Annotated in this window: 22 protein-coding genes; 13 read left to right on the top strand and 9 right to left on the bottom strand. The window is 44.5% G+C overall.

All coding sequences use genetic code 11. The features are described 5' to 3' along the window. Positions 1-7: 7 nt before the first annotated feature. The 3 genes from tuf to rimI all read left to right on the top strand — a co-directional run bounded on the left by tuf (position 8) and on the right by rimI (position 2,865). Positions 8-1,198, top strand: coding sequence for an elongation factor Tu (tuf, locus tag VXQ11_RS11860; RefSeq protein ID WP_416706116.1), 1,191 nt, complete (start codon positions 8-10; stop codon positions 1,196-1,198). A gap of 221 nt (positions 1,199-1,419) precedes the next feature. Continuing rightward, positions 1,420-2,301: a metal-dependent hydrolase gene (locus VXQ11_RS11855; protein WP_416706115.1), complete on the top strand. Its 882-nt coding sequence runs from the start codon at positions 1,420-1,422 to the stop codon at positions 2,299-2,301. Between the two features lie 105 nt (positions 2,302-2,406). Further along, entirely contained in the window at positions 2,407-2,865 is a 459-nt protein-coding gene (gene rimI / locus VXQ11_RS11850; protein ID WP_416706114.1) for a ribosomal protein S18-alanine N-acetyltransferase, read from the top strand. A gap of 13 nt (positions 2,866-2,878) precedes the next feature. Here the strand turns inward: rimI and VXQ11_RS11845 are convergent, their stop codons facing one another. From VXQ11_RS11845 to trxB, 3 genes are all read right to left on the bottom strand, one after another. Further along, the gene (locus VXQ11_RS11845) at positions 2,879-3,694 is read right to left on the bottom strand and encodes an arginyltransferase (protein WP_416706113.1); all 816 of its coding nucleotides are present in this window, start codon (positions 3,692-3,694) and stop codon (positions 2,879-2,881) included. Between the two features lie 21 nt (positions 3,695-3,715). After that, complete coding sequence (gene aat / locus VXQ11_RS11840) at positions 3,716-4,447, bottom strand: leucyl/phenylalanyl-tRNA--protein transferase (protein WP_064095801.1); 732 nt, start codon at positions 4,445-4,447, stop codon at positions 3,716-3,718. A gap of 82 nt (positions 4,448-4,529) precedes the next feature. After that, entirely contained in the window at positions 4,530-5,492 is a 963-nt protein-coding gene (gene trxB / locus VXQ11_RS11835; RefSeq protein ID WP_416706112.1) for a thioredoxin-disulfide reductase, read from the bottom strand. A gap of 249 nt (positions 5,493-5,741) precedes the next feature. On the opposite strand from trxB, the gene VXQ11_RS11830 reads away from it, so the two are divergent. Then, the gene (locus VXQ11_RS11830) at positions 5,742-8,804 is read left to right on the top strand and encodes a DNA translocase FtsK (RefSeq protein ID WP_416706111.1); all 3,063 of its coding nucleotides are present in this window, start codon (positions 5,742-5,744) and stop codon (positions 8,802-8,804) included. A gap of 59 nt (positions 8,805-8,863) precedes the next feature. On the opposite strand, the gene VXQ11_RS11825 is transcribed toward VXQ11_RS11830, so the two are convergent. From VXQ11_RS11825 to VXQ11_RS11800, 6 genes are all read right to left on the bottom strand, one after another. Next, positions 8,864-9,151 (bottom strand): PA4642 family protein, encoded by a 288-nt coding sequence (locus tag VXQ11_RS11825; protein WP_064095798.1) that lies wholly within the window; start codon positions 9,149-9,151, stop codon positions 8,864-8,866. A 310-nt stretch (positions 9,152-9,461) separates the two neighbouring features. Further along, entirely contained in the window at positions 9,462-9,734 is a 273-nt protein-coding gene (minE, locus tag VXQ11_RS11820) for a cell division topological specificity factor MinE (RefSeq protein WP_005096032.1), read from the bottom strand. A 2-nt stretch (positions 9,735-9,736) separates the two neighbouring features. Then, on the bottom strand, positions 9,737-10,549 hold the full coding sequence (gene minD, locus VXQ11_RS11815) for a septum site-determining protein MinD (RefSeq protein WP_064095797.1): 813 nt from the start codon (positions 10,547-10,549) through the stop codon (positions 9,737-9,739). A gap of 66 nt (positions 10,550-10,615) precedes the next feature. Next, entirely contained in the window at positions 10,616-11,329 is a 714-nt protein-coding gene (gene minC, locus VXQ11_RS11810; protein ID WP_064095796.1) for a septum site-determining protein MinC, read from the bottom strand. A 159-nt stretch (positions 11,330-11,488) separates the two neighbouring features. Beyond that, the gene (locus VXQ11_RS11805) at positions 11,489-12,553 is read right to left on the bottom strand and encodes a preprotein translocase subunit SecA (RefSeq protein WP_416706110.1); all 1,065 of its coding nucleotides are present in this window, start codon (positions 12,551-12,553) and stop codon (positions 11,489-11,491) included. A gap of 2 nt (positions 12,554-12,555) precedes the next feature. Continuing rightward, a complete protein-coding gene (locus VXQ11_RS11800) occupies positions 12,556-13,497 on the bottom strand; it encodes an acyltransferase (protein ID WP_416706109.1) in 942 nt (313 codons plus the stop codon). Positions 13,498-13,749: 252 nt separating this feature from the next. On the opposite strand from VXQ11_RS11800, the gene VXQ11_RS11795 reads away from it, so the two are divergent. The 9 genes from VXQ11_RS11795 to VXQ11_RS11755 all read left to right on the top strand — a co-directional run bounded on the left by VXQ11_RS11795 (position 13,750) and on the right by VXQ11_RS11755 (position 23,077). Then, the gene (locus VXQ11_RS11795) at positions 13,750-14,403 is read left to right on the top strand and encodes an OmpA family protein (protein ID WP_064095793.1); all 654 of its coding nucleotides are present in this window, start codon (positions 13,750-13,752) and stop codon (positions 14,401-14,403) included. 147 nt (positions 14,404-14,550) lie between these two features. Next, positions 14,551-16,590: a UvrD-helicase domain-containing protein gene (locus VXQ11_RS11790; RefSeq protein ID WP_004730583.1), complete on the top strand. Its 2,040-nt coding sequence runs from the start codon at positions 14,551-14,553 to the stop codon at positions 16,588-16,590. 47 nt (positions 16,591-16,637) lie between these two features. After that, positions 16,638-17,090, top strand: coding sequence for a dUTP diphosphatase (gene dut / locus VXQ11_RS11785; protein ID WP_416681229.1), 453 nt, complete (start codon positions 16,638-16,640; stop codon positions 17,088-17,090). Between the two features lie 385 nt (positions 17,091-17,475). Continuing rightward, positions 17,476-18,894, top strand: a complete 1,419-nt coding sequence (locus tag VXQ11_RS11780; protein WP_416706108.1) for a phosphomannomutase/phosphoglucomutase — start codon at positions 17,476-17,478, stop codon at positions 18,892-18,894. Between the two features lie 10 nt (positions 18,895-18,904). Continuing rightward, complete coding sequence (gene argB, locus VXQ11_RS11775; RefSeq protein WP_064095790.1) at positions 18,905-19,813, top strand: acetylglutamate kinase; 909 nt, start codon at positions 18,905-18,907, stop codon at positions 19,811-19,813. 132 nt (positions 19,814-19,945) lie between these two features. After that, entirely contained in the window at positions 19,946-20,794 is an 849-nt protein-coding gene (locus tag VXQ11_RS11770) for a class II glutamine amidotransferase (protein ID WP_064095789.1), read from the top strand. Positions 20,795-21,066: 272 nt separating this feature from the next. Continuing rightward, complete coding sequence (locus VXQ11_RS11765) at positions 21,067-21,522, top strand: bacteriohemerythrin (RefSeq protein WP_064095788.1); 456 nt, start codon at positions 21,067-21,069, stop codon at positions 21,520-21,522. Between the two features lie 143 nt (positions 21,523-21,665). Further along, entirely contained in the window at positions 21,666-22,745 is a 1,080-nt protein-coding gene (locus tag VXQ11_RS11760; protein WP_416706107.1) for a hypothetical protein, read from the top strand. Next, on the top strand, positions 22,745-23,077 hold the full coding sequence (locus tag VXQ11_RS11755; protein ID WP_416681234.1) for an RnfH family protein: 333 nt from the start codon (positions 22,745-22,747) through the stop codon (positions 23,075-23,077). The genes VXQ11_RS11760 and VXQ11_RS11755 overlap by 1 nt, the downstream gene beginning before the upstream one ends. Positions 23,078-23,121: the final 44 nt, after the last annotated feature.

Raw genomic sequence — 23,121 nt, 5'->3', positions numbered from 1 at the left:
AGATCTCATGGCTAAGGCTAAGTTCGAACGTAATAAGCCACACGTTAACGTGGGCACAATTGGTCACGTTGACCATGGTAAAACAACTTTAACAGCTGCGATTGCAACTGTATGTGCTAAGAAATTCGGTGGCGAAGCGAAAGACTACGCTGCGATTGACTCTGCACCAGAAGAAAAAGCACGTGGTATTACCATCAATACTTCTCACGTAGAATACGATTCTCCAACTCGTCACTACGCTCACGTAGACTGCCCGGGCCACGCCGATTATGTTAAAAACATGATTACTGGTGCTGCTCAGATGGATGGCGCGATCCTTGTATGTGCTGCGACTGATGGTCCAATGCCGCAAACTCGTGAACACATCCTGCTTTCTCGTCAGGTAGGTGTACCTTACATCGTTGTATTCTTGAACAAATGCGACCTTGTAGACGACGAAGAGCTTCTTGAGCTGGTTGAAATGGAAGTTCGTGAACTTCTTTCTACTTATGACTTCCCGGGTGATGACACTCCAGTGATCCGTGGTTCTGCTCTTCTTGCACTTAATGGTGATGACAGCCAATACGGCGAGCCAGCAGTAGTTGCGCTTGTTGAAGCTCTTGACTCTTACATCCCAGAGCCAGAGCGTGCAATTGACCTTCCGTTCCTTATGCCGATTGAAGACGTATTCTCAATCTCTGGTCGTGGTACAGTAGTAACTGGCCGTGTAGAGACTGGTATCGTTAAAGTAGGCGAATCAGTTGAAATCGTTGGTATCCGTGATACACAAACAACGACTGTTACTGGCGTTGAAATGTTCCGTAAACTTCTAGACGAAGGTCGTGCGGGCGAGAACTGTGGTGTTCTTCTTCGTGGTACTAAGCGTGAAGACGTACAGCGTGGTCAAGTATTGACTAAACCAGGTGCGATCAAGCCACATACTAAATTCGATGCGGAAGTATACGTACTTTCTAAAGAAGAAGGTGGTCGTCACACTCCATTCCTTAACGGTTACCGTCCACAGTTCTACTTCCGTACTACGGACGTAACTGGTGCGATCTCGCTTAAAGAAGGCGTGGAAATGGTTATGCCTGGTGACAACGTTGAGATGTCAGTAGAGCTAATCCACCCGATCGCAATGGACCCAGGTCTACGTTTTGCGATCCGTGAAGGCGGCCGTACGGTTGGTGCTGGTGTAGTTTCTAAAGTAACTGCATAATCACTTGATTGTAAAAAAAGCGCTCCTTTGGGGCGCTTTTTTTAATTCTTATTTTTATAAAACCAAAAATAAATTGTCTGACAAATTTATTTAAAGCTGTCCTTAACTGATATTGGCCTGACCTAAACAGCGCTTATGTAAAAAAAAATCCCACGTAATATACAGATAAGAATATGAATATTACATTTTCAGGCCTGGACGGGCTTGATGGGAGTAGTCACATGAACGCTAAAGTAAATATTACCAATCGTGCGGGTGCAAGTTTTCCAGTTCGTCGCATGAACTTCGATTTTGATGCTGTACCAGAATACTGGATGAATGGTTCAGCCGGTCTTACTCATTTTATGACGGCATTATCTGCACTGTTTCCAGCAGGTGAAAAGTTTTTTATAGATTCAGTCCGCGCGGTGCGTAAACATCCTGCGATTGCCCACAATGAAGCCTTACAAAAAGAAATTTCCGCCTTCATTGGTCAGGAAGCGATGCATACTCACGAGCATATCGGCTTTAATGCTTCTGCGCAAAGGTATGGTCATGATGTCGATACGCTTGATCATTACACCGATAAAGTCATTCAAACAACGCGAAAGTTCATGGCAAAGTTGGCTAAACCTGTGGGTATTAGCCAGGAAATGATAGATTTAACCGCGACAACAGCACTTGAACACTTTACCGCAACCATCGCTTCACAGCTGTTAACCAATAGCCATATTCAGGAACTGATGACAGATGAGACCATGAAAACCATGTGGCTATGGCATGCAGTCGAAGAAAATGAACATAAGGCAGTCGCTTATGATGTCTTTGAGGGGGTTTTTGGCAAAGGCTTAAAAGCATATGCACTGCGTACGTCTTCCTTGGTCATCGCAATGGCCACCTTATTTGTGGTGCAAAGCTATTTCCTTGCACGATTACTCAAACAGGATCAGCAGTTCAATCTTGAATCCTTGAAGGCCATTTATAGCTATGCCTATAGTCCTTCCAAAGGCATCATTACCGGCATGGCTAAGGAAATGCTGATGTATTTTAAACCGGGATTCCATCCGAATGATCATGATACAGATCAACTGCTGGCGGGCTGGAAAACAAAATTGGGTATTTAATAAAGCTAAATAATGAAGAGCGACTGGAATCGCTCTTTTTTTTACTCGATTTTTTTTATGAAGTTTCTATAATGCGGAGGTTGAATCTATATAAGATGAACGAAGATGATTCGTTTGATGCAAGCAGCGGATGTAGAGGCCGTTGTAAAAATTGAAAGATTGGTCCAATCACATCCTTGGACCTTAAAGCAGTTTCAGGATGCAGTGACTGCTTATCAAAGTACCGTGATTGAAGTGCAAGGGCAGGTAGCCGGATTTTGTATTTTACAACCGGTGCTGGATGAAGCCAATTTATTGCTAATGGCGATTGATCCGGCACAACAGGGCCAAGGCCTGGGCTATCAGTTGCTGGAGGCTTCAGTGGCGATGCTGAAAAATAATCCGGTGCAGATTTTCCTGGAAGTACGCGAGAGTAATCAGGCTGCGATCAAGCTATATGAAAAATCAGGCTTTCATCAGATTGATCTGCGCAAGAACTATTATCCAAATGCCAATAGCAGTCGTGAACATGCCATCATTATGGTCAAGGCATGTACGGATGATTTTGCCAGCCTGTTTAAATAAGAGAGACGGACGCTTATTTAATAATCTGATGATTCCATCCGCTAGGTAAGGTTGTCATTAATGAGTTTCCCAAATGCTGAATCTCGGCGGCACTCAAGGCATGATTTAAGCGTCGCCATTGTCCATCGATCAGTAATTCAAGCGGCAGGTATTGGGATTTGTAGTTCATCTTGGCTGAATGAGGAACCCAGTAGCCCAGATAAACAAATTTCAAACCAAGCTTTTGTGCATGTTCAATCTGTTTCAAGATTGCAAATGCACCCAGTGAGCGGCGATTTTCATTTGGGTCAAAGAAAGTATAAACGGCCGAAATGCCATCATCCAGCAGGTCGCAGGTGGAAACGCTGATTAAACGCTGATCCTGCCATAATTCCAGAAAGAAGCTATCAGTACAGCTTTGCAATAAAAATTTTTCAAACTGATCGCGAGTCGGAGGGAACATGTCGCCATCTGCGTGACGTTCGTTTATGTAGCGTTCATACAATGCATAATGTAAATCACCCGCCTGCTCTGGAGTGGTAATTTTCATCACCAGATCCTGATTACGTTTCCAGGCTTTTTTTTGTGAACTGTTCATGCGAAATTCAATAACAGGTACGCGCGAAGACAGGCATTGACGGCAAAGATGGCATTCAGGGCGATAGACGAAATCACCACTGCGGCGGAAACCGGTACGCGACAGCTCAGATAAAGTCACCACATCAATACGATGTGCAGGATCCAGAAAAACCATGCGCGCCGACTTATTGGGCAGATAGCTGCAATCATGCGGCGGCGTAATATAATACTGTAAATCGTTCAGTAGGGCCTTGGGCTGATAAGAGTTCATAACAACTACCCTCTGTTATTTTCATTCACTTAATCGCGCGTTTTGCGCTATTGTTTTACTTGAAAATACACCTTCCTGATACTTTTTCCAATCAATCGCCGGCTTTTTTACGATATCTTGTAACGAATTAAGATAGGCTTGGCGAGAAAGTGTACAGGCACCCAGACTTAACAGATGATCATTGACCAGTTGGCAGTCAATCCAGGGCAGCTTATTTTCTTGCCCAATCAACATTAAAGTGTAGAAAGCCATTTTAGAAACATCAGTTTGTGTACTAAACATGGACTCACCAAAACAGCCCTGACCGATGGTCACACCATAAAGTCCACCTACGATGCGATTTTCATCCCAGACCTCAATGCTATAGCCGTATCCTGCTTCAAACATGTCGCAATAGCCTGCGATGATATCTTCACTGATCCAGGTATCTTCAGCATAAGCACGAGGCAGGGAGCAGCAACGGATTACCCTTTCAAAAGCATGGTTGACTGTAATTTTATAATCCTGCTTTTTCATATTGCGTAGCAGGGATTTGCTTGGATGGTAATCTTCGGGGCGAATAATGCAACGCGGTTCCGGACTCCACCAGCAAATCGGATCACCTTCTGAAAACCATGGAAATAAACCATGCGTATAGGCTTCAAAAAGTGTGGAAGGGGAGAGGTCTGCACCAATACAAATCAGGCCTTCACCTTCAGGATCAACCTCGAGCGGATTGGGAAATATATACTGTGAAGGAGGAAGGAGATGCATGCAAAAATCCGATCTTTAAATAGGCTATTTTTATCATACATAAAAAAACCGCCCAAGATGGACGGCTTTTTATAGTTGCTGCTTAGTCCAGTTTGCCCATCGCATCAAGATATTTATCTGCGTCCAGCGCAGCCATACAGCCTGAACCTGCAGAAGTAATGGCCTGACGGTAAATACTGTCAGCAATGTCACCAGCTGCAAATACACCTGGTACAGAAGTTTGTGTTGCATTGCCTGCTGTACCGCTTTGCACTTGGATATAACCGTCACGAAGCTCTAACTGGCCTTCAAACATGCTGCTATTTGGCTTATGACCAATTGCGACAAACATGCCGGTCACGTCGACATTTTGAGTCGAGCCATCCAGGGTTGACTTAATACGCACTGAGGTTACGCCGGATTGTGCATCGCCCAGGACTTCATCGACCTGATGATTCCAGATAATACTGATCTTGCCTTCTTTTTCTTTAGCAAATAAATGCTCTTGCAAGATTTTTTCAGAACGTAATGAGTCGCGGCGGTGAACCAGGGTTACGTGAGAAGCAATATTAGATAAATACAACGCTTCCTCTACAGCAGTATTACCACCACCTACGACCATCACTTTCTGATTTTTATAGAAGAAACCATCACAGGTCGCGCAAGCGCTGACACCTTGACCCATAAAGGCAGCTTCAGATTCCAGGCCAAGGTATTGTGCAGTGGCACCGGTACAGATGATCAGGGCATCACAAGTAAACTCTTCCATATCACCTTTTAATACGAACGGGCGCTGGTTAAGATCCACTTCATTGATATGGTCATATACGATTTTGGTGCCAAAGCGCTCTGCATGGGCCTGCATACGTTCCATCAAGGCTGGACCGGTTAGGCCTTCAGGATCACCCGGCCAGTTATCTACTTCTGTTGTCGTGGTAAGCTGACCGCCCAGTTGCAAACCTGCAATCAGGGTAGGTTTCAAGTTTGCCCGCGCTGCATAGACTGCTGCACTATAGCCTGCAGGACCAGAACCTAAAATAATCAGTCGTGAGTGACGTGCGCTCATCAGCTGTATCCTTTTTTATTTAGAAATTTATTGAATTATACGTGAAACTGTATAACAGTGGTGTGAGATTAAAGTCGATATTATTGATCATTGAAATCGATTTGGGCTATATAGCATAAGTAACATTGTGCTTGCACAATAGTGCATCTTTTTTTATAGAACAGGTGCATAATATATAGATTATTGCGTCGCTTTTTTTAAGTATTAAAGCAAAAGAATATTCATGAAGAATTGGTTACAGGACAGTATATGACAGCGGTGTCGAGTGCCTATGCACAGCGCTTAATAATGACATTATTTTTAGTCTCATTTGGGATTTATCTGTTTCTTGCAACAGTGACCTATACGCCATTTGATCCGGGATGGATGCACATTTCCAGTGATACACAAACCGTTTCGAATGCGAGTGGGGTTGCGGGTGCCTGGATTGCAGACCTTTTGTTTGGCTTTCTCGGTTGGGCAAGTCTGCTGATTCCTGTCTATCTGTTTATGGAAGCAATTCAGGTCTGGTGGCCGCGCAGCTTCCTGAACCGGCCATTTCGCTATGCTGCCCAATTCTTCCTGTTACTGACCACCTCAGCATTGCTGTTTTTATTTTGGCAAGTGCCTGCAGATACGCTGGATAATTCTTCCGGCGGTATTATTGGCTATGAATTAGGTCAGAGTCTGGAACAACTGCTGACTGTATATGGTGCAGCATTCTTCCTACTGGTGCTTTGGGTGGTATTATTTACCTTGGCGTTTGGGGTGAAGTGGAACAAGACCTGGAGCAGCCTCAAAGCAACGCCTGCTTATTTACAAGACCTGTTCTACCGTAATGTGCCTGAAGGCATGTCTGATTTTGACCGTACTGCACCTGTTGCGAAAAAAGAGCCAGTCAATACTACGAAAAAAGTAGCGGTTGCAGTCACGCCTGCGCCTGAGCATCAACTGGTAGAAATAGATCCGGTAGTGCGTGATCAGGTGGCTGAACGTCTATTTGATGATTTTGCCGATAAAGAATCCCAGCAATCCCGGTTCGATGACGATATTCCTGAAAATGTGCAGCAGGTTGCTGAGGAGCCAGTCGAAACATTTAAAAAAGCACAGCAAGAGCCACCACAGTCTGATCGTGTGGTAGCAACAGGGCAGATATGGCGTGCCTTACATTCTACTGAGGATCAGCGCCATAAACAGGATATTGATGCCTTACTCAAAGCAGCCGAAGAGGAACAGCTTAACTCTTCTGTATCGCCTTTAGCTGCAGAACAAGCTGTTTCAGCGCAGGCTCCTTCTCAAACCAGAACCACATCTGCGCCACATACAGGCCTGGACTGGGATGATGATGAAATCTTTGACGAGCTTCTGGCTGCGGTTCCACAGGGCAAGACAGCGACGGATGTGCATAGCCCATTCAATCCGGTAACGGCTGAAAAGACCTCAAGAATTGTAGAGGATATGGTAAATGTTGCTCCGGCTATGGCTGCTATGGCAACGGCACATGGGGTGAAAAATAGCGCATTACAGGCCGATCTGGATGACCTGGGTGATTTGCTGATTGAGGAAGATGAACCAAGGCAACCGGTACGTGCATCGAGTTATGCGCAATCTTCTGCTTTTGTACAGGCCCCGATTCAGCATCAGGGTATAGAGCAGGCTAAATCTGCCACTTCGGCCAGCAATGCTGCAGTCCGGGAAGCATTATCCAAAGAAGATTTTATTGAAGCCTGGCATGAAACTGCTGGCAAGCCACAGGATGAAGACGAGTTTGATTTTGATGCGCCTTTAACTGATGCATCAGGACGTCCGATGTCACGTGCCATGCAGGTGGCAGAGCGCCGTAAAGATTTATCACCGCTTCCAGGTCTGGATTTACTGGATGAAGTCGATCCAAATAAAAAAGTGAATTTTACCGAAGAGCAGCTGGCACGTTTATCTGAACTTCTTGAAATCAAGTTACAAGAATTCAACGTCAAAGCCAAGGTGGTAGAAGCACAGCCAGGTCCAGTCGTGACACGTTTTGAACTGGATCTGGCGCCAGGGGTAAAAGCTTCTAAAGTGACGAATATTTCGCGTGATCTGGCACGTTCGATGTCGATGGCATCGGTGCGTGTGGTTGAAGTCATTCCAGGCAAGCCGTATATCGGAATTGAAGTACCAAACAGTACCCGTGAAATGGTCCGTTTAATCGAACTTTTGACCATTCCCGCCTTTACTGATCCGAATAGTATTCTCTCTATGGCAATGGGTAAGGATATTTCCGGTAATCCGGTAATTGCTGATCTGGGTAAAGCGCCGCATATGCTGGTGGCAGGGACCACAGGTTCCGGTAAATCGGTGGCGGTCAACTCGATGATTCTATCGATGTTGCTGAAATATACCCCAGATGAATTGCGTCTCATTCTGATCGATCCAAAGCAGCTGGAACTGGCAAACTATAATGATATTCCACATTTGTTGACGCCTGTAGTCACCGATATGAAAGATGCGGTCAGCGCATTGAACTGGTGTGTCAATGAGATGGAACGTCGTTATAAGCTGATGTCTTTCCTGAAAATCCGTAAACTGAGCGACTATAACCGCAAGGTGGAAGAGGCGATTGCCAATGGTGAAGACCTGATCGATCCAACCTGGAAAGCTAGCGATTCTGTTGTGGGTGAGCGTGCGCCGCGTTTGACGCCGTTGCCTTCTATTGTGATTGTCGCGGATGAGTTCGCGGATATGATCATGCAGGTGGGTAAAAAAGCCGAAGAAATGATTACCCGTCTGGCACAAAAATCACGTGCGGCCGGTATTCATTTGCTGCTTGCGACCCAGCGTCCCTCAGTAGATGTAATCACCGGTTTGATCAAAGCCAATATTCCAACACGTGTCGCATTGCGGGTTAACTCCAAGATCGACTCGCGTACTATTCTGGATGCGGGTGGTGCAGAAGACTTGCTCGGTCACGGTGACATGCTGTTCTTGGGTCCGGGTAAAATCGAACCTGAGCGTGTGCATGGCGCTTTTATTGCCGATGACGAAGTCAACCGGATCTGTGATGCATGGCGTGAACGTGGTTCACCAAATTATGTCGACGAGATCCTGACGCCATTTGATGAAGAGCCATCGAGCCGTGGTTTTGAAGACGGTGGCGACGGTGGATCAGACCGCGATGCGCTGTATGACCAGTGTGTTGCTTTTGTTTTGGAAACCCGTAAGGCTTCTACTTCATCCTTGCAACGTAAATTCAGTCTGGGCTATAACCGTGCTGCACGGATCATCGACCAGATGGAAGAAAACGGCATTGTCAGTGGTATGGGTGCTAATGGCAAACGCGAGATTCTGGTTTAGTAGTCTAGCTTCAATAAAAAAGCCTGCTTTGAAAGCAGGCTTTTTTATGTATTTTTGACTCAGGCAAACTTTGCCAAGACATCCAGAAACTCGGCACTTTGACGTGGGTAGGTGGCAATCACGTCATGAATGCGTTGGCCTTCCGGATTGGTTGCATTGACATTGCGGCCATCAGCAACAAATTTCGTCAACAGGCGTTCATAATCGAATGGACGCATATGTTTGAAAGCATGATACAGCACATGAAAATCCGCATTAACACCTGCAGGAGGAAGCTGGTTCAGGTAGGCAAATACACGCTCATCTGACCATTCTTCGTTAAAAGTTGCTGGTTGAGATAATGCCATCGCAATTTCCTTGATCTAATGTAGTTTTTTCGGCATGAAAAAAGGCAAAATATGAGTACGCAAGTGACAATGTCTTTAAAACGACGTTGTCTAGGCGAAGTCTCGTTACTCGTCTTGCGACTGGGTAAAGCAGAGCTTTATGACCAGCCTACTCGAAGCAAGTTTCTCGCCTTGCGGCCGGGTAAAATAATACTTGGTATATCTAGCTTACTCGCAGCAAAGCTTCTCGTCTTGAGCCTGAACAAAGCAGTGCTTTGTTCAGGCTCATATTTTGCCTTGAATCAATTTGCTTGACCAATCAAAAATCAGATTATCGTTCTTCAGGTAAATTGATATTCATTTCAAGCATTTCAATATTGGCTTCCGAACGTACCGACATTTGAATATGCTGCTCATCGACACCGCGGACATAACGATTGACCACCTGCATGATTTCAGTCTTCATCTGGTCAATTTTGTCTTGGCTCAAACGACGACCCAAGCCTTGTTCGGATGCAACGATGACCTTCAAACGGTCTTTAGCAGTCCGTGCACTTGATGGTTTATCCTCGCCACTAAAAAGTTTACTCCAGAATCCTGCCATGTCTACGCTCCAAATAGTCGTGCTAACCAGCCCTTAGGTTTCACCTCGATATGACGGTAAGGACGCTCTTCTCCAAGGAAGCGCGCAACCAGGTCATCATAGGCCTGACCAGCTGCAGCTTCAGTGAAATTAATCACTGGCTTACCTTCATTCGATGCCTGTAAAACGCTTGGACACTCAGGAATAACGCCTAAGGTTGGTACACGTAAAATATCCTTAGAAATATCATCAATGGTCAACATTTCCTGTTTATCGGCACGTTCCGGATTGAAACGGGTAATACACAGGTGCTTACGAATGCGACCTTCGTTTTGTTCTACTTTTTTTGTTTTGCTATCGAGCATGCCAATGATACGGTCAGAGTCACGTACTGAAGAAATTTCAGGGTTGGTCACAATGATCGCTTCGTCAGCATGGTACATGGCCAAAATAGCACCACGCTCGATACCGGCAGGTGAATCACAAATAATATAGTCAAATTCCTGCGAAAGCTCATCCATTACGCGTGCCACACCTTCATCGGTTAAGGCATCTTTATCACGTGTTTGGGAAGCAGGTAAAATATATAAGTTTTCAATATCTTTATCGCGAATCAGTGCTTGTTGTAATCGTGCTTCGTTATTTAAAACATTCACAAAATCATAAACTACACGGCGTTCACAGCCCATAATCAAATCAAGGTTACGTAAACCTACATCAAAATCAATAACAACAGTTTTGTGACCACGTAGGGCTAAACCTGTTGCAAAAGATGCACTTGTTGTAGTTTTACCTACACCACCTTTGCCTGACGTTACGACAACAATTTTCGCCACCGAATCCACTCCTGTTATGGTTCAAATCCCCTGTTTAAAATGGGGTTTTTGGTGTTTATTTATACATTAAAATTGTAGAGCTTCAAATACAAGCTCTAGTTGATCATTCAAGTAAATATGCACTGATTTTTTAACCACATGAGGTGGAATGTCATCCGCCACACAATAGGTTCCTGCAATCGAGATTAGTTCTGCTTCGAGGTTATGGCAGAAAATGCGTGCTGCAGTATTACCGCCAGCACCCGCAATCAGGCGACCGCGGGCACTGCCATAGACATGGATGTTACCCGATGCAATGATTTCTGAACCGCTGTTAAGACCGGCATTGAGAATAATGTCGCCATTATGTTGCACAATACATTGACCGGTACGCAGAATTTCATCATGGTATGAGGTGATGTGGGCAACGATTGGAGGCGCAGATGTTTGCTCATTATCCTCTGCAGCAGGTTCTGGCTTAACTTCCACGACCTGCTCTTTGGTGGCTTTAATTTCTTCTAGCTGGCGGTCAGGTGGCAGTACCGGGAACTGAATGGCACGCGCCTGATCGCCAAGTAAGCCTTCAGTTACGGCCATAGGCTGTACATCCAGACTGATTAACAGCTGGATTAATGCAATGAGTTCCTGTTCAACTGAACTTTCAATGACTGCCAAAGTGCCGGGTGGAAATGCTGCTTGTAATTTTGGGCTAAGTTGCTGGCGGATTGCATCATGATCATTGGTATCTAGGCTAATGCGTATCGCATTGACCATTCTGCCTTTTATCCGTATATCAGCCATAATTCTTCCTTAAATACTTCTGACGTGCTGGTTTTGTGTCGAAGCAATGTTGTAAATAGTGCAAATCCTAGAACAAATTGCAGTAATTCTCTAGCGATCTCAGTTATTTTTTTATGCGAACAGAACCGGACGGATTGATCCGATTCTGTACTTTAAAATTTACTTATCTATTGAGCTCTGATTTTGCTCATGTTCTTCTAGAATCTGTTGCCACTGTTTGACTTTTACCTGTTTTCGGATTGCTTCAAGTGTTTCAAAAACAGCCGATTCAACCAATTTATCAATATGTGGATTATGTTCAATCTGTATCTGGCTGATTTTATCTGAAATTAGGGTAAAAGTCGGATTTTCTTTTGTACCTGTATGGGTAAACGGCTCAATCAGGCCCTGAGTAATATTTTCGCCTAGGCGTTGACCAATACTTTGAATTTGCTGTTCAATCCGGCTGCCCACAATTGGAATCAGACGTAGCAGCTGAGTAAGTTCTGGAGTATCTTCAATCGCCTGATTAACCACTTGTCCAACATTTTTAGCGATCATGGAACGTTGAGCCTGTAGTTCCTTGCCTAAAGATTCCTGCAAGATATCTGCCAAAGCAATGGCCAGTAATTTACGGTGATGTTCCACCAAATCATCAATCAACTGTTTATGTGATGTGCTTGTGGTCAGTTCACGCTTGATACCGTCCAGTACGGTCAGGACCACCCGGCTGGAAAGCTCTTCCATCAGCATGTTGTAATAAAAATTGCCTTGGCGGTACCAGCGAGCGGGAATCACTTTATAACCATGGCTATGCAGGTTATAGCCAATCGCCACTGCACGCAGCAGACGCAGAAAACGCAACTGCGGGAGAATGGCTAAAATTTCATACCAGTGCACAAAAGGGAAGAACCACCAGCGTCGGTGATGACGCAGGACAATCGCAATGACCCAGCGTGCCAGTAATTCACAGATCAAAAAAGTGGTAAACCAGCCCTCGGTAATGATGACCCAAGGACGTAATTCAGTTTTATAAAACTGTAATATTTCAGGTAAACGAATGAAGTCAAACAACCAGTGACCAAAATCGCTCATTAAAATGGCATTGGCACTGAGACAGAACAGGTTGATGATAATTAAAACCATCATGAAAATGTCGTAAATCAGTGCAATTTTCCAGCCCCAAGTTCCTTTACGAACAAATTTAAATGAGCTGGAGGTAATGTCCGGGTTGTCGTTGTTCATAATTACTCAGTTACAGATCCGATCGGGGCTTGGGCAAAGTTCTGCTGCATTTGTGCGATGAGCTGATCTTTTTCAGTCCAGATCTGATCTATCCATTTCTGGAAACGTGCACGGTATTCAGCATCATCTTCATAATTGCCACCGAGCACCCAGTCAGGAATATCAATTTTTCTTAAATTTACCGCAATACGTGGCACTTCACCTAACCAGAATTCACCATAACCTGGAATGCCGTCAGGATAAACAATGGTCATATCGACCAGCGCATCAATTTTATCGCCAAGAATACTGAGTGCCAATGCCAGACCACCGGCCTTAGGCTTCAGTAAATAGGTATAAGGAGATTGCTGCTGATCATGCTTTTCCTGGGTAAAGCGGGTGCCTTCCAGATAATTTAACAAGGTAAATGGCTGACTGATCAGCTGTTCACAAGATTTACGTGCCTCTTCCATATCCCGGGATTTCAGCGCAGGATTTTTGGCAATCTGTTCCTTGCTATGTCGTTTCATCATCGGGAAGCCCAAAATTTTAAAGGCCTGACCAACAAAAGGAATAAAAATAAGTTCCCATTTGGTAAAGAAACGCGTCAGGGGCATACGGGATACGCCAAAGTATTGATTAACGGTCGTATCCACCCAGCTTTGATGATTACAGGTCATCAAATAGCGGCCCTGCATATTCAAATCCAGTGATTCATCTACGCTAATTTGCCATTGCGTATTTTTCAGGACATGATCAATCAGCCAGTTGTTGACCCCTAACCAGCTATTAGTAATTTTGATATTGGTTTCATCTACTTTTGCGGATTTTTTAAAAAGTTTAGTTAAGCCCAAAGCCAGCACCGGGGGACCATGAAAAAAAGTACTGCCGGTCATGACTGAAGTGACCGTCAGGCCACGTGCCAGTTTTTTTAACGTCGGTTGCTTGTTGCTATTCGATGACATATCAGATCAGTCCCCCGAGATTAATCGCTTAAATTTTTTCATATTTTGAGTAATATAGAGACAGTTGAGCAAATAAAAAAGTCTGAATAGGAAACTATGAAGATATTGTGATGAAGTACCTTGAAATAGTTACATATAAACATTACAAAATATTACTAAACGATTTATTATTAACAAAAATTCAATGGTGATCCCATTCTATTTCATCCATTATCTCGCTTATACAACAAAGCATACAAAAGGAGGCATGCAATGCGTGCACTAGTAATTTCAGCAGCTGTAGCAGGGGCAGTAGCGCTTACAGGTTGTCAATCAACAGGGAATAACCTGGGTGGTGTTGAGTATGACAAAACTGCTTTAGGTACCTTGATTGGTGCAGCAGCAGGATACGGTATTTCTAAAGGCAATGCGAATACTAGCCGTCAAAACAACCGTGCTGCTGCTATTGGTGCAGTCTTGGGTGGTGCAACGGGTGTTTATCTAGATAACAAAGAGAAAAAATTACGTCAGCAAATGGCGGGTACTGGTGTAGAAGTTAACCGTAATCCAGACGGCTCTGTTGGCCTGATCATGCCAGGTAATATTACGTTTGATACCAATAAATCGAATATCAAACCGAATTTCTACTCAACTTTAAACAAGGTTGCACAAACGCTGACTGAAGACACCAAGAGCGGTATCCTGGTGACTGGCTATACAGACAGCACTGGTAATGACTCAATCAATATCCCGTTGTCTCAGGCACGCGCACAAGCTGTTGCAAACTACCTGATTGCTCAGGGCATTTCACCTACACGCATTAATGCGCAAGGACTTGGTTCAGCGGATCCAATCGCATCTAATGCGACTCCACAAGGCCGTGAGCAAAACCGTCGTGTTGAGCTAAGCATTTACGCAATCCAATAATTCTTTATGGATTGAACGGCGAATTAAAAAACCACCTTCGGGTGGTTTTTTTGTGCCAGAACCTTGACCATTAAAAACGTAATTTGCATTAGGCAAAGTGCTACAGAGATGACTATAATCGGAGCCGAATCTAGAAGAGGAAGCCGTATGTCACTCGCCAGTCAGTTAAATGACAAGCAACTTGAAGCCATGAAATACACTCAAGGACCCTTGTTAGTACTTGCAGGAGCGGGTTCAGGCAAGACTTCAGTGATCACGCGAAAAATCGCGTATTTAGTCAAGCATTGTGGGATTCCCGCACATCGTATTACTGCGATGACCTTTACCAACAAGGCAGCGCGTGAGATGAAAGAACGGGTCAGCAAATTGTTGACGCGTGAAGAAAGTAAAGGCGTTTCAGTTTCGACCTTTCATACCTTTGGCCTGAATATGCTGCGCCTGGAGTTGAAACATACCCCACTTAAAAATAATTTCTCGATTCTGGATGCAGATGACTGCAAGCGCATTCTGATGGATTTGATGCAGCGTGATAATTTGTCCGGTGCGGAAAGCAAAGAACTGATTGCCAAAGCCATGAAAATGATCTCGGACTGGAAAAATGATCTCATTCCACCCGAGCAGGCGCACACCACCTGTGAAACGGCCGAAGATGTCCAGTTTGCGCATCTATATCAGCTCTATGAGCGCAATTTGCGTGCTTATAATGCAGTAGATTTTGATGACCTGATTGTGATGCCAACGCGCCTGCTACAGGAAAATGCCGAAGTCCGTGACAAATGGCAAAACCGCGTACGTTATCTGCTGGTGGATGAATATCAGGATACCAACACAGCACAGTATATTCTGGTGAAATTACTGGTTGGCGTGATGGGACAGTTCACTGCCGTAGGTGATGATGACCAGTCGATTTATGCCTGGCGTGGGGCTAAACCGGAAAATATGGCTTTGTTGCAGCAGGATTTTCCTAATCTGAAAGTGATCAAGCTGGAACAGAACTATCGTTCGACCAGTCGTATTCTCAAAGCTGCCAACACCGTGATTGGCAATAATCCGCATATTTTTGATAAAAAGCTCTGGTCGGACAAAGGCCATGGCGAAGTGATCCGTGTGATTACCTGCCGCAATGATGATGACGAAGCAGAACGCGTGGTCAAAGACCTGATCACGCATAAATTGATGAACGGTAAAAGCTGGAAAGATTATGCGGTGTTGTACCGCGGTAATTTCCAGGCGCGTATTTTGGAAACCCATCTACGTCAGATGCAGATTCCGTATAAATTATCTGGCGGACAGTCCTTCTTCGCACGTGCCGAAATCAAGGACATGATGAGTTATTTGCGCCTCATCATTAACCCTGAAGACGACAGCGCATTCCTGCGAATTATCAATACCCCAAAACGGGCGATTGGTCCGGTAACGCTGGAAAAACTTGGATTATTTGCTCAGGAAAACAACCTGTCCTTGCTGGCTGCAGCAGCGGATCAGCGTCTGACCATGGCGATTCCGAAAAAGGCCACGACTCAATTGGCCGAATTTGCCGATTTTATTGAGGGCTTTACCCGCAATTTACTGGATGATGATGAACCGGTACCGATCATCCGCCAGATGATGATTGAAGCCGGTTATATCGATTACATCAAGGAAACTGCAGCTACGCCGGCACAGGAAAAAACCAAGCTCGACAATATCGAGGTGCTCTACAGTAGCATTCAGAGCCTGATTAACCGCGCTGAAGATGTTGATGAAAAAAATATTGAAAGTGTGATTCGTAAAATGGTGCTGCTGGATATGCTCGAGCAGCAACAGGAAGAAGAGGACACCGATAAGGTCAACCTGCTGACCTTGCATGCGTCCAAAGGTCTAGAATTTCCTTATGTCTATTTAATCGGGCTGGAAGAAGAAATTCTGCCACATAAAAACTCGATTGCTGCTGAAACGGTCGAAGAGGAACGCCGTCTGATGTATGTGGGGATTACCCGTGCACGTCAGGGACTGACCATTACTCTGGCAGAACAGCGCAAGGCAGGCGGGCAGATGAAGCAGATGACCCCAAGCCGTTTCCTGGATGAATTGCCGGAAGATGAGCTGGAATGGTTAGGTCGCAAGAAAAAGCTGGCTGGCAACATCGATCCAAAATTACAGGCACAGCATTATCTGGATAATTTGCGCAACCTCATCAAACGATAAGGTGCAGCGCTGTCACTTATTTTAAATGAAACAACAGGAATGAATAAATGAAAGTTCAGGTGAAAGTCCTTGACTCGCGTCTCGGTCAGGAATGGCCATTACCCACTTATGCTACGACGGGTTCAGCAGGGCTGGATTTACGTGCGTGTGTTGCAGAAACTACGATCATTGAACCAGGCCAAACGATTTTGGTAAAAACTGGTCTAGCCATCTATATTGAAGATCCTGCATTTGCTGGCTTGATTTTGCCTCGTTCGGGTTTGGGCCATAAACACGGGATTGTGCTGGGTAACCTGGTGGGTTTAATTGATTCTGATTATCAGGGTGAGTTGATGGTGTCGGTTTGGAACCGTAGCCAGACTGCCTTTAGCTTAGAGCCGGGTGAGCGTTTGGCACAGTACGTGCTGGTGCCGGTAGTACAAGCTGAATTTGACCTGGTGAATGAATTTGAAGCAACCGAACGTGGTGCTGGCGGTTTTGGTCATACTGGTAAAAACTAAGTTTTAATAGTGACTTAAATGACTTACATTCTTTAAATATGATGTAAGTCATTTTTATGTTGTTGAGAAAATATTAATGAATGGACTGATTAATATGCATTTAAACATACAGGTCTATTTTATGGTCAGATAGATTTATTTAAATTTATATATAGATTAGAGGTTGAATAAGACAAAATTTAAAATAAATATAAGTAAATAATCGCTATTTGATTACAAGAATCCTATACTTCTAAAGTTGTTGATTATATTTTTATAATTGATTGTTACATTGAAATCGTTTAAAAATGGCTAGTCTTAAAACAAAAACAAATGTTTAAAGTCATTATGATGAAACCATCATTTTATATCTCCTGATACTAACCAATTGTGAAAAGAATAGTTTATGGGATCCCTGAAACATCCTCTCCCTTTACATATTTTTCGTGCTTATGACATACGCGGTAAAGCCAGTGTGTTGGGTGCGGGAATTATTGATGCAATTGCCCACGGTTTGGCACAGCAATATCGGGCTGCGGGACAGGTGCGTGTCGCCATTGGTTATGATGCACGGCTCAGCAGTCCAGCTTTTGCAGACATTATCGCGCGTATTTTTAAAGATTATTCACTTGAGGCTACTATTATCGGCTGTTGCTCCAGCCCAATGCTGTATTTCACTGCACGTCAGTTCGATGGCAATGGCATTATGGTCACTGCCAGTCATAATCCTAAAGAAGATAATGGAATTAAATGGATAATCTGTAGTGAGCCGCCCTGTCCTGATCTGATTCAGCAGGTGGCGCAGCTGGCAGAACCTCACTGTAGTCAGCAGTTGCTGACATTGCCGGAACAGCCACATCTGATTATTCCAGAGTTTTGTCTCCAGTATCAGCAGGGAATATTAGAAGATATTCAATTAAAGCGACCGTTTAAAGTGGTACTGGATGGCTTGCACGGCTCAGCTGGGCGTTGTGCCCATCTGGTACTCAATAAGCTGGGATGCGAAGTTACAGCATTGCGTTGTAATGCTAATGGTCATTTTCCCGATCATGCACCGGATCCTTCACAAGACAAACATCTTGAGACCTTACGCCAAACTGTCATGCAACAGCAGGCTGACCTCGGTATTGCCCTGGATGGTGATGGCGATCGCCTGGTTCTGATCGATGAGCAGGGTCAGATTATTACAGCTGATCAATTGTTATGCCTGTTTGCTGAAATCTGCCTGAATGATTCGGTGTCACACCAATTTGTTTATGATGTGAAATGTTCGACTCTGGTTCGAGATACGGTGCAATGTCTGGGTGGCGAAGCGGTGATGATCCGTACAGGTAGTTCCTTCTTGCGGACTTATCTGGCGCAATCTCAGCAGCAGGCGATTTTTGGTGGTGAATATGCCGGGCATTATGTATTTAATGATGGTCGTGGCTGGGGCTATGATGATGGACTCTATGCAGCGCTCAGAGTCATGGAGTATCTAGACCAAACGGGACAAACTCTGGCACAGGCCTTGGCAGCTTATCCAAAACGTCATGGTACTGAAGATCTTTATATTTCCACACATCACGTGCCTCCTGTTGAACTTTTAAACTTCGTTGAGCAGCAATCTGAAAGAATTAATGCGCAAATCAGTAAAATTGATGGCATACGTCTTGATTTTGAGGATGGTTTTGGCATCATTCGAGCATCCAATACAGGTGAGTATTTCACGGTGCGCTTTGATGCCAATAATGCCCAAGCTCTGAATGAGATTCGTCATCTGTTTGTAGCCATGTTGCGTGACCGTTATCCAGAGATCGCTCAAGACATTTTAGATGCTCAATAAGGAGAGGCGAATGCCAAATCAACAAACAGGCATCGACAAAGCACAGATTTTGACAGAAGCTTTGCCGTATATTCAACGCTTTGCGGGTAAAACCCTGGTGGTAAAATACGGCGGTAATGCGATGACCGATCCTGAGCTGGAAAGTTCATTTGCACGTGATATCGTATTATTGAAAACAGTCGGTATTAATCCGATCGTGGTGCATGGTGGTGGTCCGCAAGTCGATTCCATGCTGAAACAGCTGGGCCGTGAATCTGACCGTATCGACGGAATGCGTGTGACAGATCCGGCGACCATGGAAGTGGTCGAGATGGTACTTGGCGGTAGCGTCAACAAATCTATCGTGAACCTGATCAACCAGCATGGTGGCCGCGCCATTGGTCTTACCGGTAAAGATGGTAACCTGATCCGTGCACAAAAACTGCTGATGGAAAAAGTGGCTGAAGATGGTTCGGTTCAGCAAATTGATCTGGGTCTGGTCGGTGAAGTTGTTGGTGTAAAGACCGATGTTCTGGAAATGTTTACCAGTAGTGATTTTATTCCTGTCATTGCTCCGCTGGGTGTGGACGAAGCAGGCAATACTTATAACATCAATGCCGATCTGGTCGCTGGTAAAGTCGCTGAAGCTTTGGGTGCAGAAAAACTGATTCTGCTGACCAATATCACGGGTGTTCTGGATGAAAATAAAAATCTGCTGACGGGCTTGACCACTCAGGAAGTTGATCGTCTGATTGAAACCGGCGTGATTTATGGCGGCATGATTCCGAAAGTGGGTTGTGCCCTAGATGCCGTAAAAGGTGGGGTGGTGAGCGCACATATCGTCGATGGCCGTGTACCGCATGCAAGTTTGCTGGAAATTTTCACTGATCATGGTGTTGGTACCCTTATTACCAACCGTGTAAATCCGCATCGTTCATAATCGATTTTTTGTGAAAAAGAGTCTCTATGCAGGCTCTTTTTTATTTGGATTTCTTATAGCCAGCTATTTGAAATGGCAGGGACAGTCATGCACAATAAGCTTCTAAGTGAAATAAAGAGCTGAAATCAGACCATGTGCCAACTGCTCGGAATGAATTGTGCTACGCCAACAGATATTACTTTTTCTTTTCGCGGGTTTTCCCAGCGGGCAGGCATTACCTCTGATCATGCCGATGGTTTCGGGATAGCTTTCTTTGAAGATAAAGCCTGCCGTCTGTTTGTTGATAACCAGTCGGCGGTTGAATCTCCGATTGCTGAACTGGTACGTAATTATCCGATTAAATCCCGCAATGTGATTGCGCATATCCGCAAAGCCACGCAAGGTAAAATCAATCTGGAAAATTCCCATCCTTTTAGCCGCGAACTCTGGGGCCGGCAATGGATTTTTGCTCATAATGGTGATTTGCATGATTATTTCCCCGCACTAAGTGGACGTTTCACTCCAGTAGGGAATACGGATAGCGAGCGGGCTTTTTGCTATCTGCTGGACCAGTTAGTGAAACGTTTTGGCTATCATGAACCAAAACTGGATCAGGTTTTTGATCTGCTGGCCGAAATTTCACCTGGAATCGCGGAACATGGTACCTTTAATTTCTGCCTGTCGAATGGTCAGGCGCTATTTAGCTATGCGATTACCAAACTCCACTGGCTGGTACGTGAATACCCGTTTAGACCGGCGCAGCTCATCGATATTGATGTCGAAGTAGACTTTAGTCAGGTCACCACACGTGAAGACCGTGTGGCAGTCATTACTACTGAACCTTTGACCCAGAATGAAGAATGGACAGCCTTTCAGCCCGGTGAAATGATCCTGTTTCAACATGGGGCGAAAGTGCGTTCTCAAGTGACGCATGTCGAACGTTTGGAACGTGAACGGCTGGATCCTTCCCTAAAACGCATCACGCGCGCTGACCAATATTAAAAATTGCATCAAGACGGAGTTTAAACTCCGTTTTTATATTAAAAAATAGAGAAAAATTTAAGAATAAATAATGGTTTAACACTCATTTTTGGTTAATTAATATCTTAGCTTTTTACTCAAGATAAATTATTTTTAACTATATATAACAGAAACTTAAAATGAAAATACCGGCTTTGGGCTGAAAGCCGACTAATTTGCTTCATTTTTATTTGAATCAATAAGCTATATGCTCATTTTCACGTTATAAGTCCTTAATATTTCTAGGTGGTCGTATGAAAATGAAATGGGTCCCAGATTATAATACTGGTATCGATGTGATTGACGATCAGCACAAACGAATTCTCGATTATATCAACGAAATTGATGGAATCGATGCAAATACCGAACGTGCCCGTATTAAACAGATTCTTGACAATATTATTGATTATACCCAGTCACATTTTACCTTTGAAGAATCTCTTCAGGAAGAAGCCGGGTATAAATACCGGGTGCCGCATAAACGTGTGCATGATCTGTTTATTAAGAAAATCGAATCTTATCGTGACCGTTTTGAACTGGGACAGTCAATTGAAAATGAACTGCATGAAGTATTATCGAAATGGCTGATTAACCATATTCAGCATGATGATGCCGATTATGTGGGTGCAGTCAAAGAAAATATGATGGGTATCATTAAAGAAAAAGAACAGAAAAAAGGTAAAAACTGGTTCGCCCGGTTTTTCTCATAATAAAAAATTTCAGCAAATAAAAAGAATTAAAATTTAATTATAAATTTGGCGCAGCAAATCATCCTCATGGTGGTTTGCTTTTTGTTTTTGATTTTCACTGCTTCACAAGGCAAAATAGCGCTAGATTTTTATAGGAATGCATCATGCAGGACAATGCTATGTCAAAATGGTTATCGCCGCTGATGGCTTTCTGTCTATCGTTTATTATCATCGCGACACTCGCACCGATAACCGGTATACAGATTGAACGTCAGCTGGATTTCTGGATGCTCTGGTTAGCCACCATGCTGATTCTGGCGCTTCCAGTCTGCTACTTGGAAATTGCTTTGGCCAAGCGCTCCAAAACGACGCCATTACAGGCGCTGTCGTCGCTGACCCGTGAAGCTGATGCGTCACAGAAATGGCGTATTGTCGGCTGGTTAAGTGTGATTTTTATTCCGTTTTTGGCAGGTGCAATGCTAAACAATGCCAGTAATGTTCTGGCAGTAGCTACCCTTGATCTTGCACCAAATCTCTTGTTGATCGGATTGGCAATCGTGGCGCTGGCTCTTTCATTGTTACCGCGTCAAATTCTGTTAGTAATCACCACGATTGGGGTACTGGCATCTTTGATCTTGGCAAATGTAATGGGAACTGCGCTACCTGCATGGCAAGTTACGCCAGTTGAGTTTTCTGAATGGGGAAATGCAACGGTATTGGCACTGGTTGCAAGTGGTCTGGGCATGGGCTTGTACTGGCAATCTAGCCTGAACACTGTGCGACAACAGGATATCGCCAGCAAAACGGTATTGCCGATCTGGGTTGCGCAGTTAGTTGCTGTTATTGCATTTGCCTTCTTCGCAGTACAAGCGCAAATTCCTGCATTTACTTTGGTCACCGCCATAGTGGCGGCTGCTGCATTAATGCTGCAAATGGCACGTGAACAGCTACAGCAACGTCAGCTTCATCCTGTAGTGCAATGGGCAATTGTCGCTGTAGTCACGCTGATCTGGGTTATTCCAAATCTAAGCCCAATTTTCAATGTGGTCTTACTCGTCTGGGGGCTGGTGATTTGTCTGATTTATGCACTGTTTGCCGGCTGGATTATGAAGATCAGTCATTTGCGCAAATCGATGAATTTCAGCTCTGAAGCGTTTTATAACATTTGGCGTATTGCAGTACGTGTAGTGTTGCCAGTTGGGATTATTCTGGCAATAGCCGCTGTTCTAGGACAATTCGTCTAATGAGTGAGGCGATGATCTGGGTGGCGTATGCGACGCCGCAACAGCAGTTTCATCTGGCTGTGCCATTTCAGCCCGGCATGACGGCACTGGATGCGATTGAGCAAAGTGGAATCCGTGAGCAGGTCGACTTGCCTGAACCGTTATCTTTGGGCATCTTTGGCGTGCGTTTGCAGGCTCATCAGCAACCACTGGTAGCAGGGGATCGGGTAGAAATATACCGGCCACTGACCATTAATCCCAAAGATATCCGGCGTAAACGTGCCGAGAGAAATCCGGTAGGACGTTATGCCAGAGGTAATCTTTTAAGAAAGCTGAAACCGTCTTCCGAGTGAAAAGCTGTTGTAAAGAACAGTGTACTCCATGATCTGCTCAATCA

This window comes from Acinetobacter sp. 197, assembly GCF_048148385.1.
In the GTDB taxonomy this organism is placed as follows: Bacteria; Pseudomonadota; Gammaproteobacteria; order Pseudomonadales; family Moraxellaceae; genus Acinetobacter; species Acinetobacter pecorum.
The sequence above is the reverse complement of the archived record's forward strand: the minus strand, read 5'-3'. Positions and strand labels throughout refer to the sequence as shown.

Coding starts and splice junctions, on each gene's coding strand:
- VXQ11_RS11855 (WP_416706115.1), top strand. CDS start 1,420: ATGAACGCTAAAGTAAATATTACCAATCGTGCGGGTGCAAGTTTTCCA.
- VXQ11_RS11780 (WP_416706108.1), top strand. CDS start 17,476: ATGGGATCCCTGAAACATCCTCTCCCTTTACATATTTTTCGTGCTTAT.
- VXQ11_RS11800 (WP_416706109.1), bottom strand. CDS start 13,497: ATGTCATCGAATAGCAACAAGCAACCGACGTTAAAAAAACTGGCACGT.
- tuf (WP_416706116.1), top strand. CDS start 8: ATGGCTAAGGCTAAGTTCGAACGTAATAAGCCACACGTTAACGTGGGC.
- minE (WP_005096032.1), bottom strand. CDS start 9,734: ATGGCAGGATTCTGGAGTAAACTTTTTAGTGGCGAGGATAAACCATCA.
- VXQ11_RS11765 (WP_064095788.1), top strand. CDS start 21,067: ATGAAAATGAAATGGGTCCCAGATTATAATACTGGTATCGATGTGATT.
- aat (WP_064095801.1), bottom strand. CDS start 4,447: ATGCATCTCCTTCCTCCTTCACAGTATATATTTCCCAATCCGCTCGAG.
- VXQ11_RS11830 (WP_416706111.1), top strand. CDS start 5,742: ATGACAGCGGTGTCGAGTGCCTATGCACAGCGCTTAATAATGACATTA.
- VXQ11_RS11790 (WP_004730583.1), top strand. CDS start 14,551: ATGTCACTCGCCAGTCAGTTAAATGACAAGCAACTTGAAGCCATGAAA.
- rimI (WP_416706114.1), top strand. CDS start 2,407: ATGATTCGTTTGATGCAAGCAGCGGATGTAGAGGCCGTTGTAAAAATT.
- VXQ11_RS11760 (WP_416706107.1), top strand. CDS start 21,666: ATGCAGGACAATGCTATGTCAAAATGGTTATCGCCGCTGATGGCTTTC.
- VXQ11_RS11805 (WP_416706110.1), bottom strand. CDS start 12,553: ATGAACAACGACAACCCGGACATTACCTCCAGCTCATTTAAATTTGTT.
- VXQ11_RS11825 (WP_064095798.1), bottom strand. CDS start 9,151: ATGGCATTATCTCAACCAGCAACTTTTAACGAAGAATGGTCAGATGAG.
- VXQ11_RS11755 (WP_416681234.1), top strand. CDS start 22,745: ATGAGTGAGGCGATGATCTGGGTGGCGTATGCGACGCCGCAACAGCAG.
- dut (WP_416681229.1), top strand. CDS start 16,638: ATGAAAGTTCAGGTGAAAGTCCTTGACTCGCGTCTCGGTCAGGAATGG.
- argB (WP_064095790.1), top strand. CDS start 18,905: ATGCCAAATCAACAAACAGGCATCGACAAAGCACAGATTTTGACAGAA.
- VXQ11_RS11795 (WP_064095793.1), top strand. CDS start 13,750: ATGCGTGCACTAGTAATTTCAGCAGCTGTAGCAGGGGCAGTAGCGCTT.
- trxB (WP_416706112.1), bottom strand. CDS start 5,492: ATGAGCGCACGTCACTCACGACTGATTATTTTAGGTTCTGGTCCTGCA.
- VXQ11_RS11770 (WP_064095789.1), top strand. CDS start 19,946: ATGTGCCAACTGCTCGGAATGAATTGTGCTACGCCAACAGATATTACT.
- VXQ11_RS11845 (WP_416706113.1), bottom strand. CDS start 3,694: ATGAACTCTTATCAGCCCAAGGCCCTACTGAACGATTTACAGTATTAT.
- minC (WP_064095796.1), bottom strand. CDS start 11,329: ATGGCTGATATACGGATAAAAGGCAGAATGGTCAATGCGATACGCATT.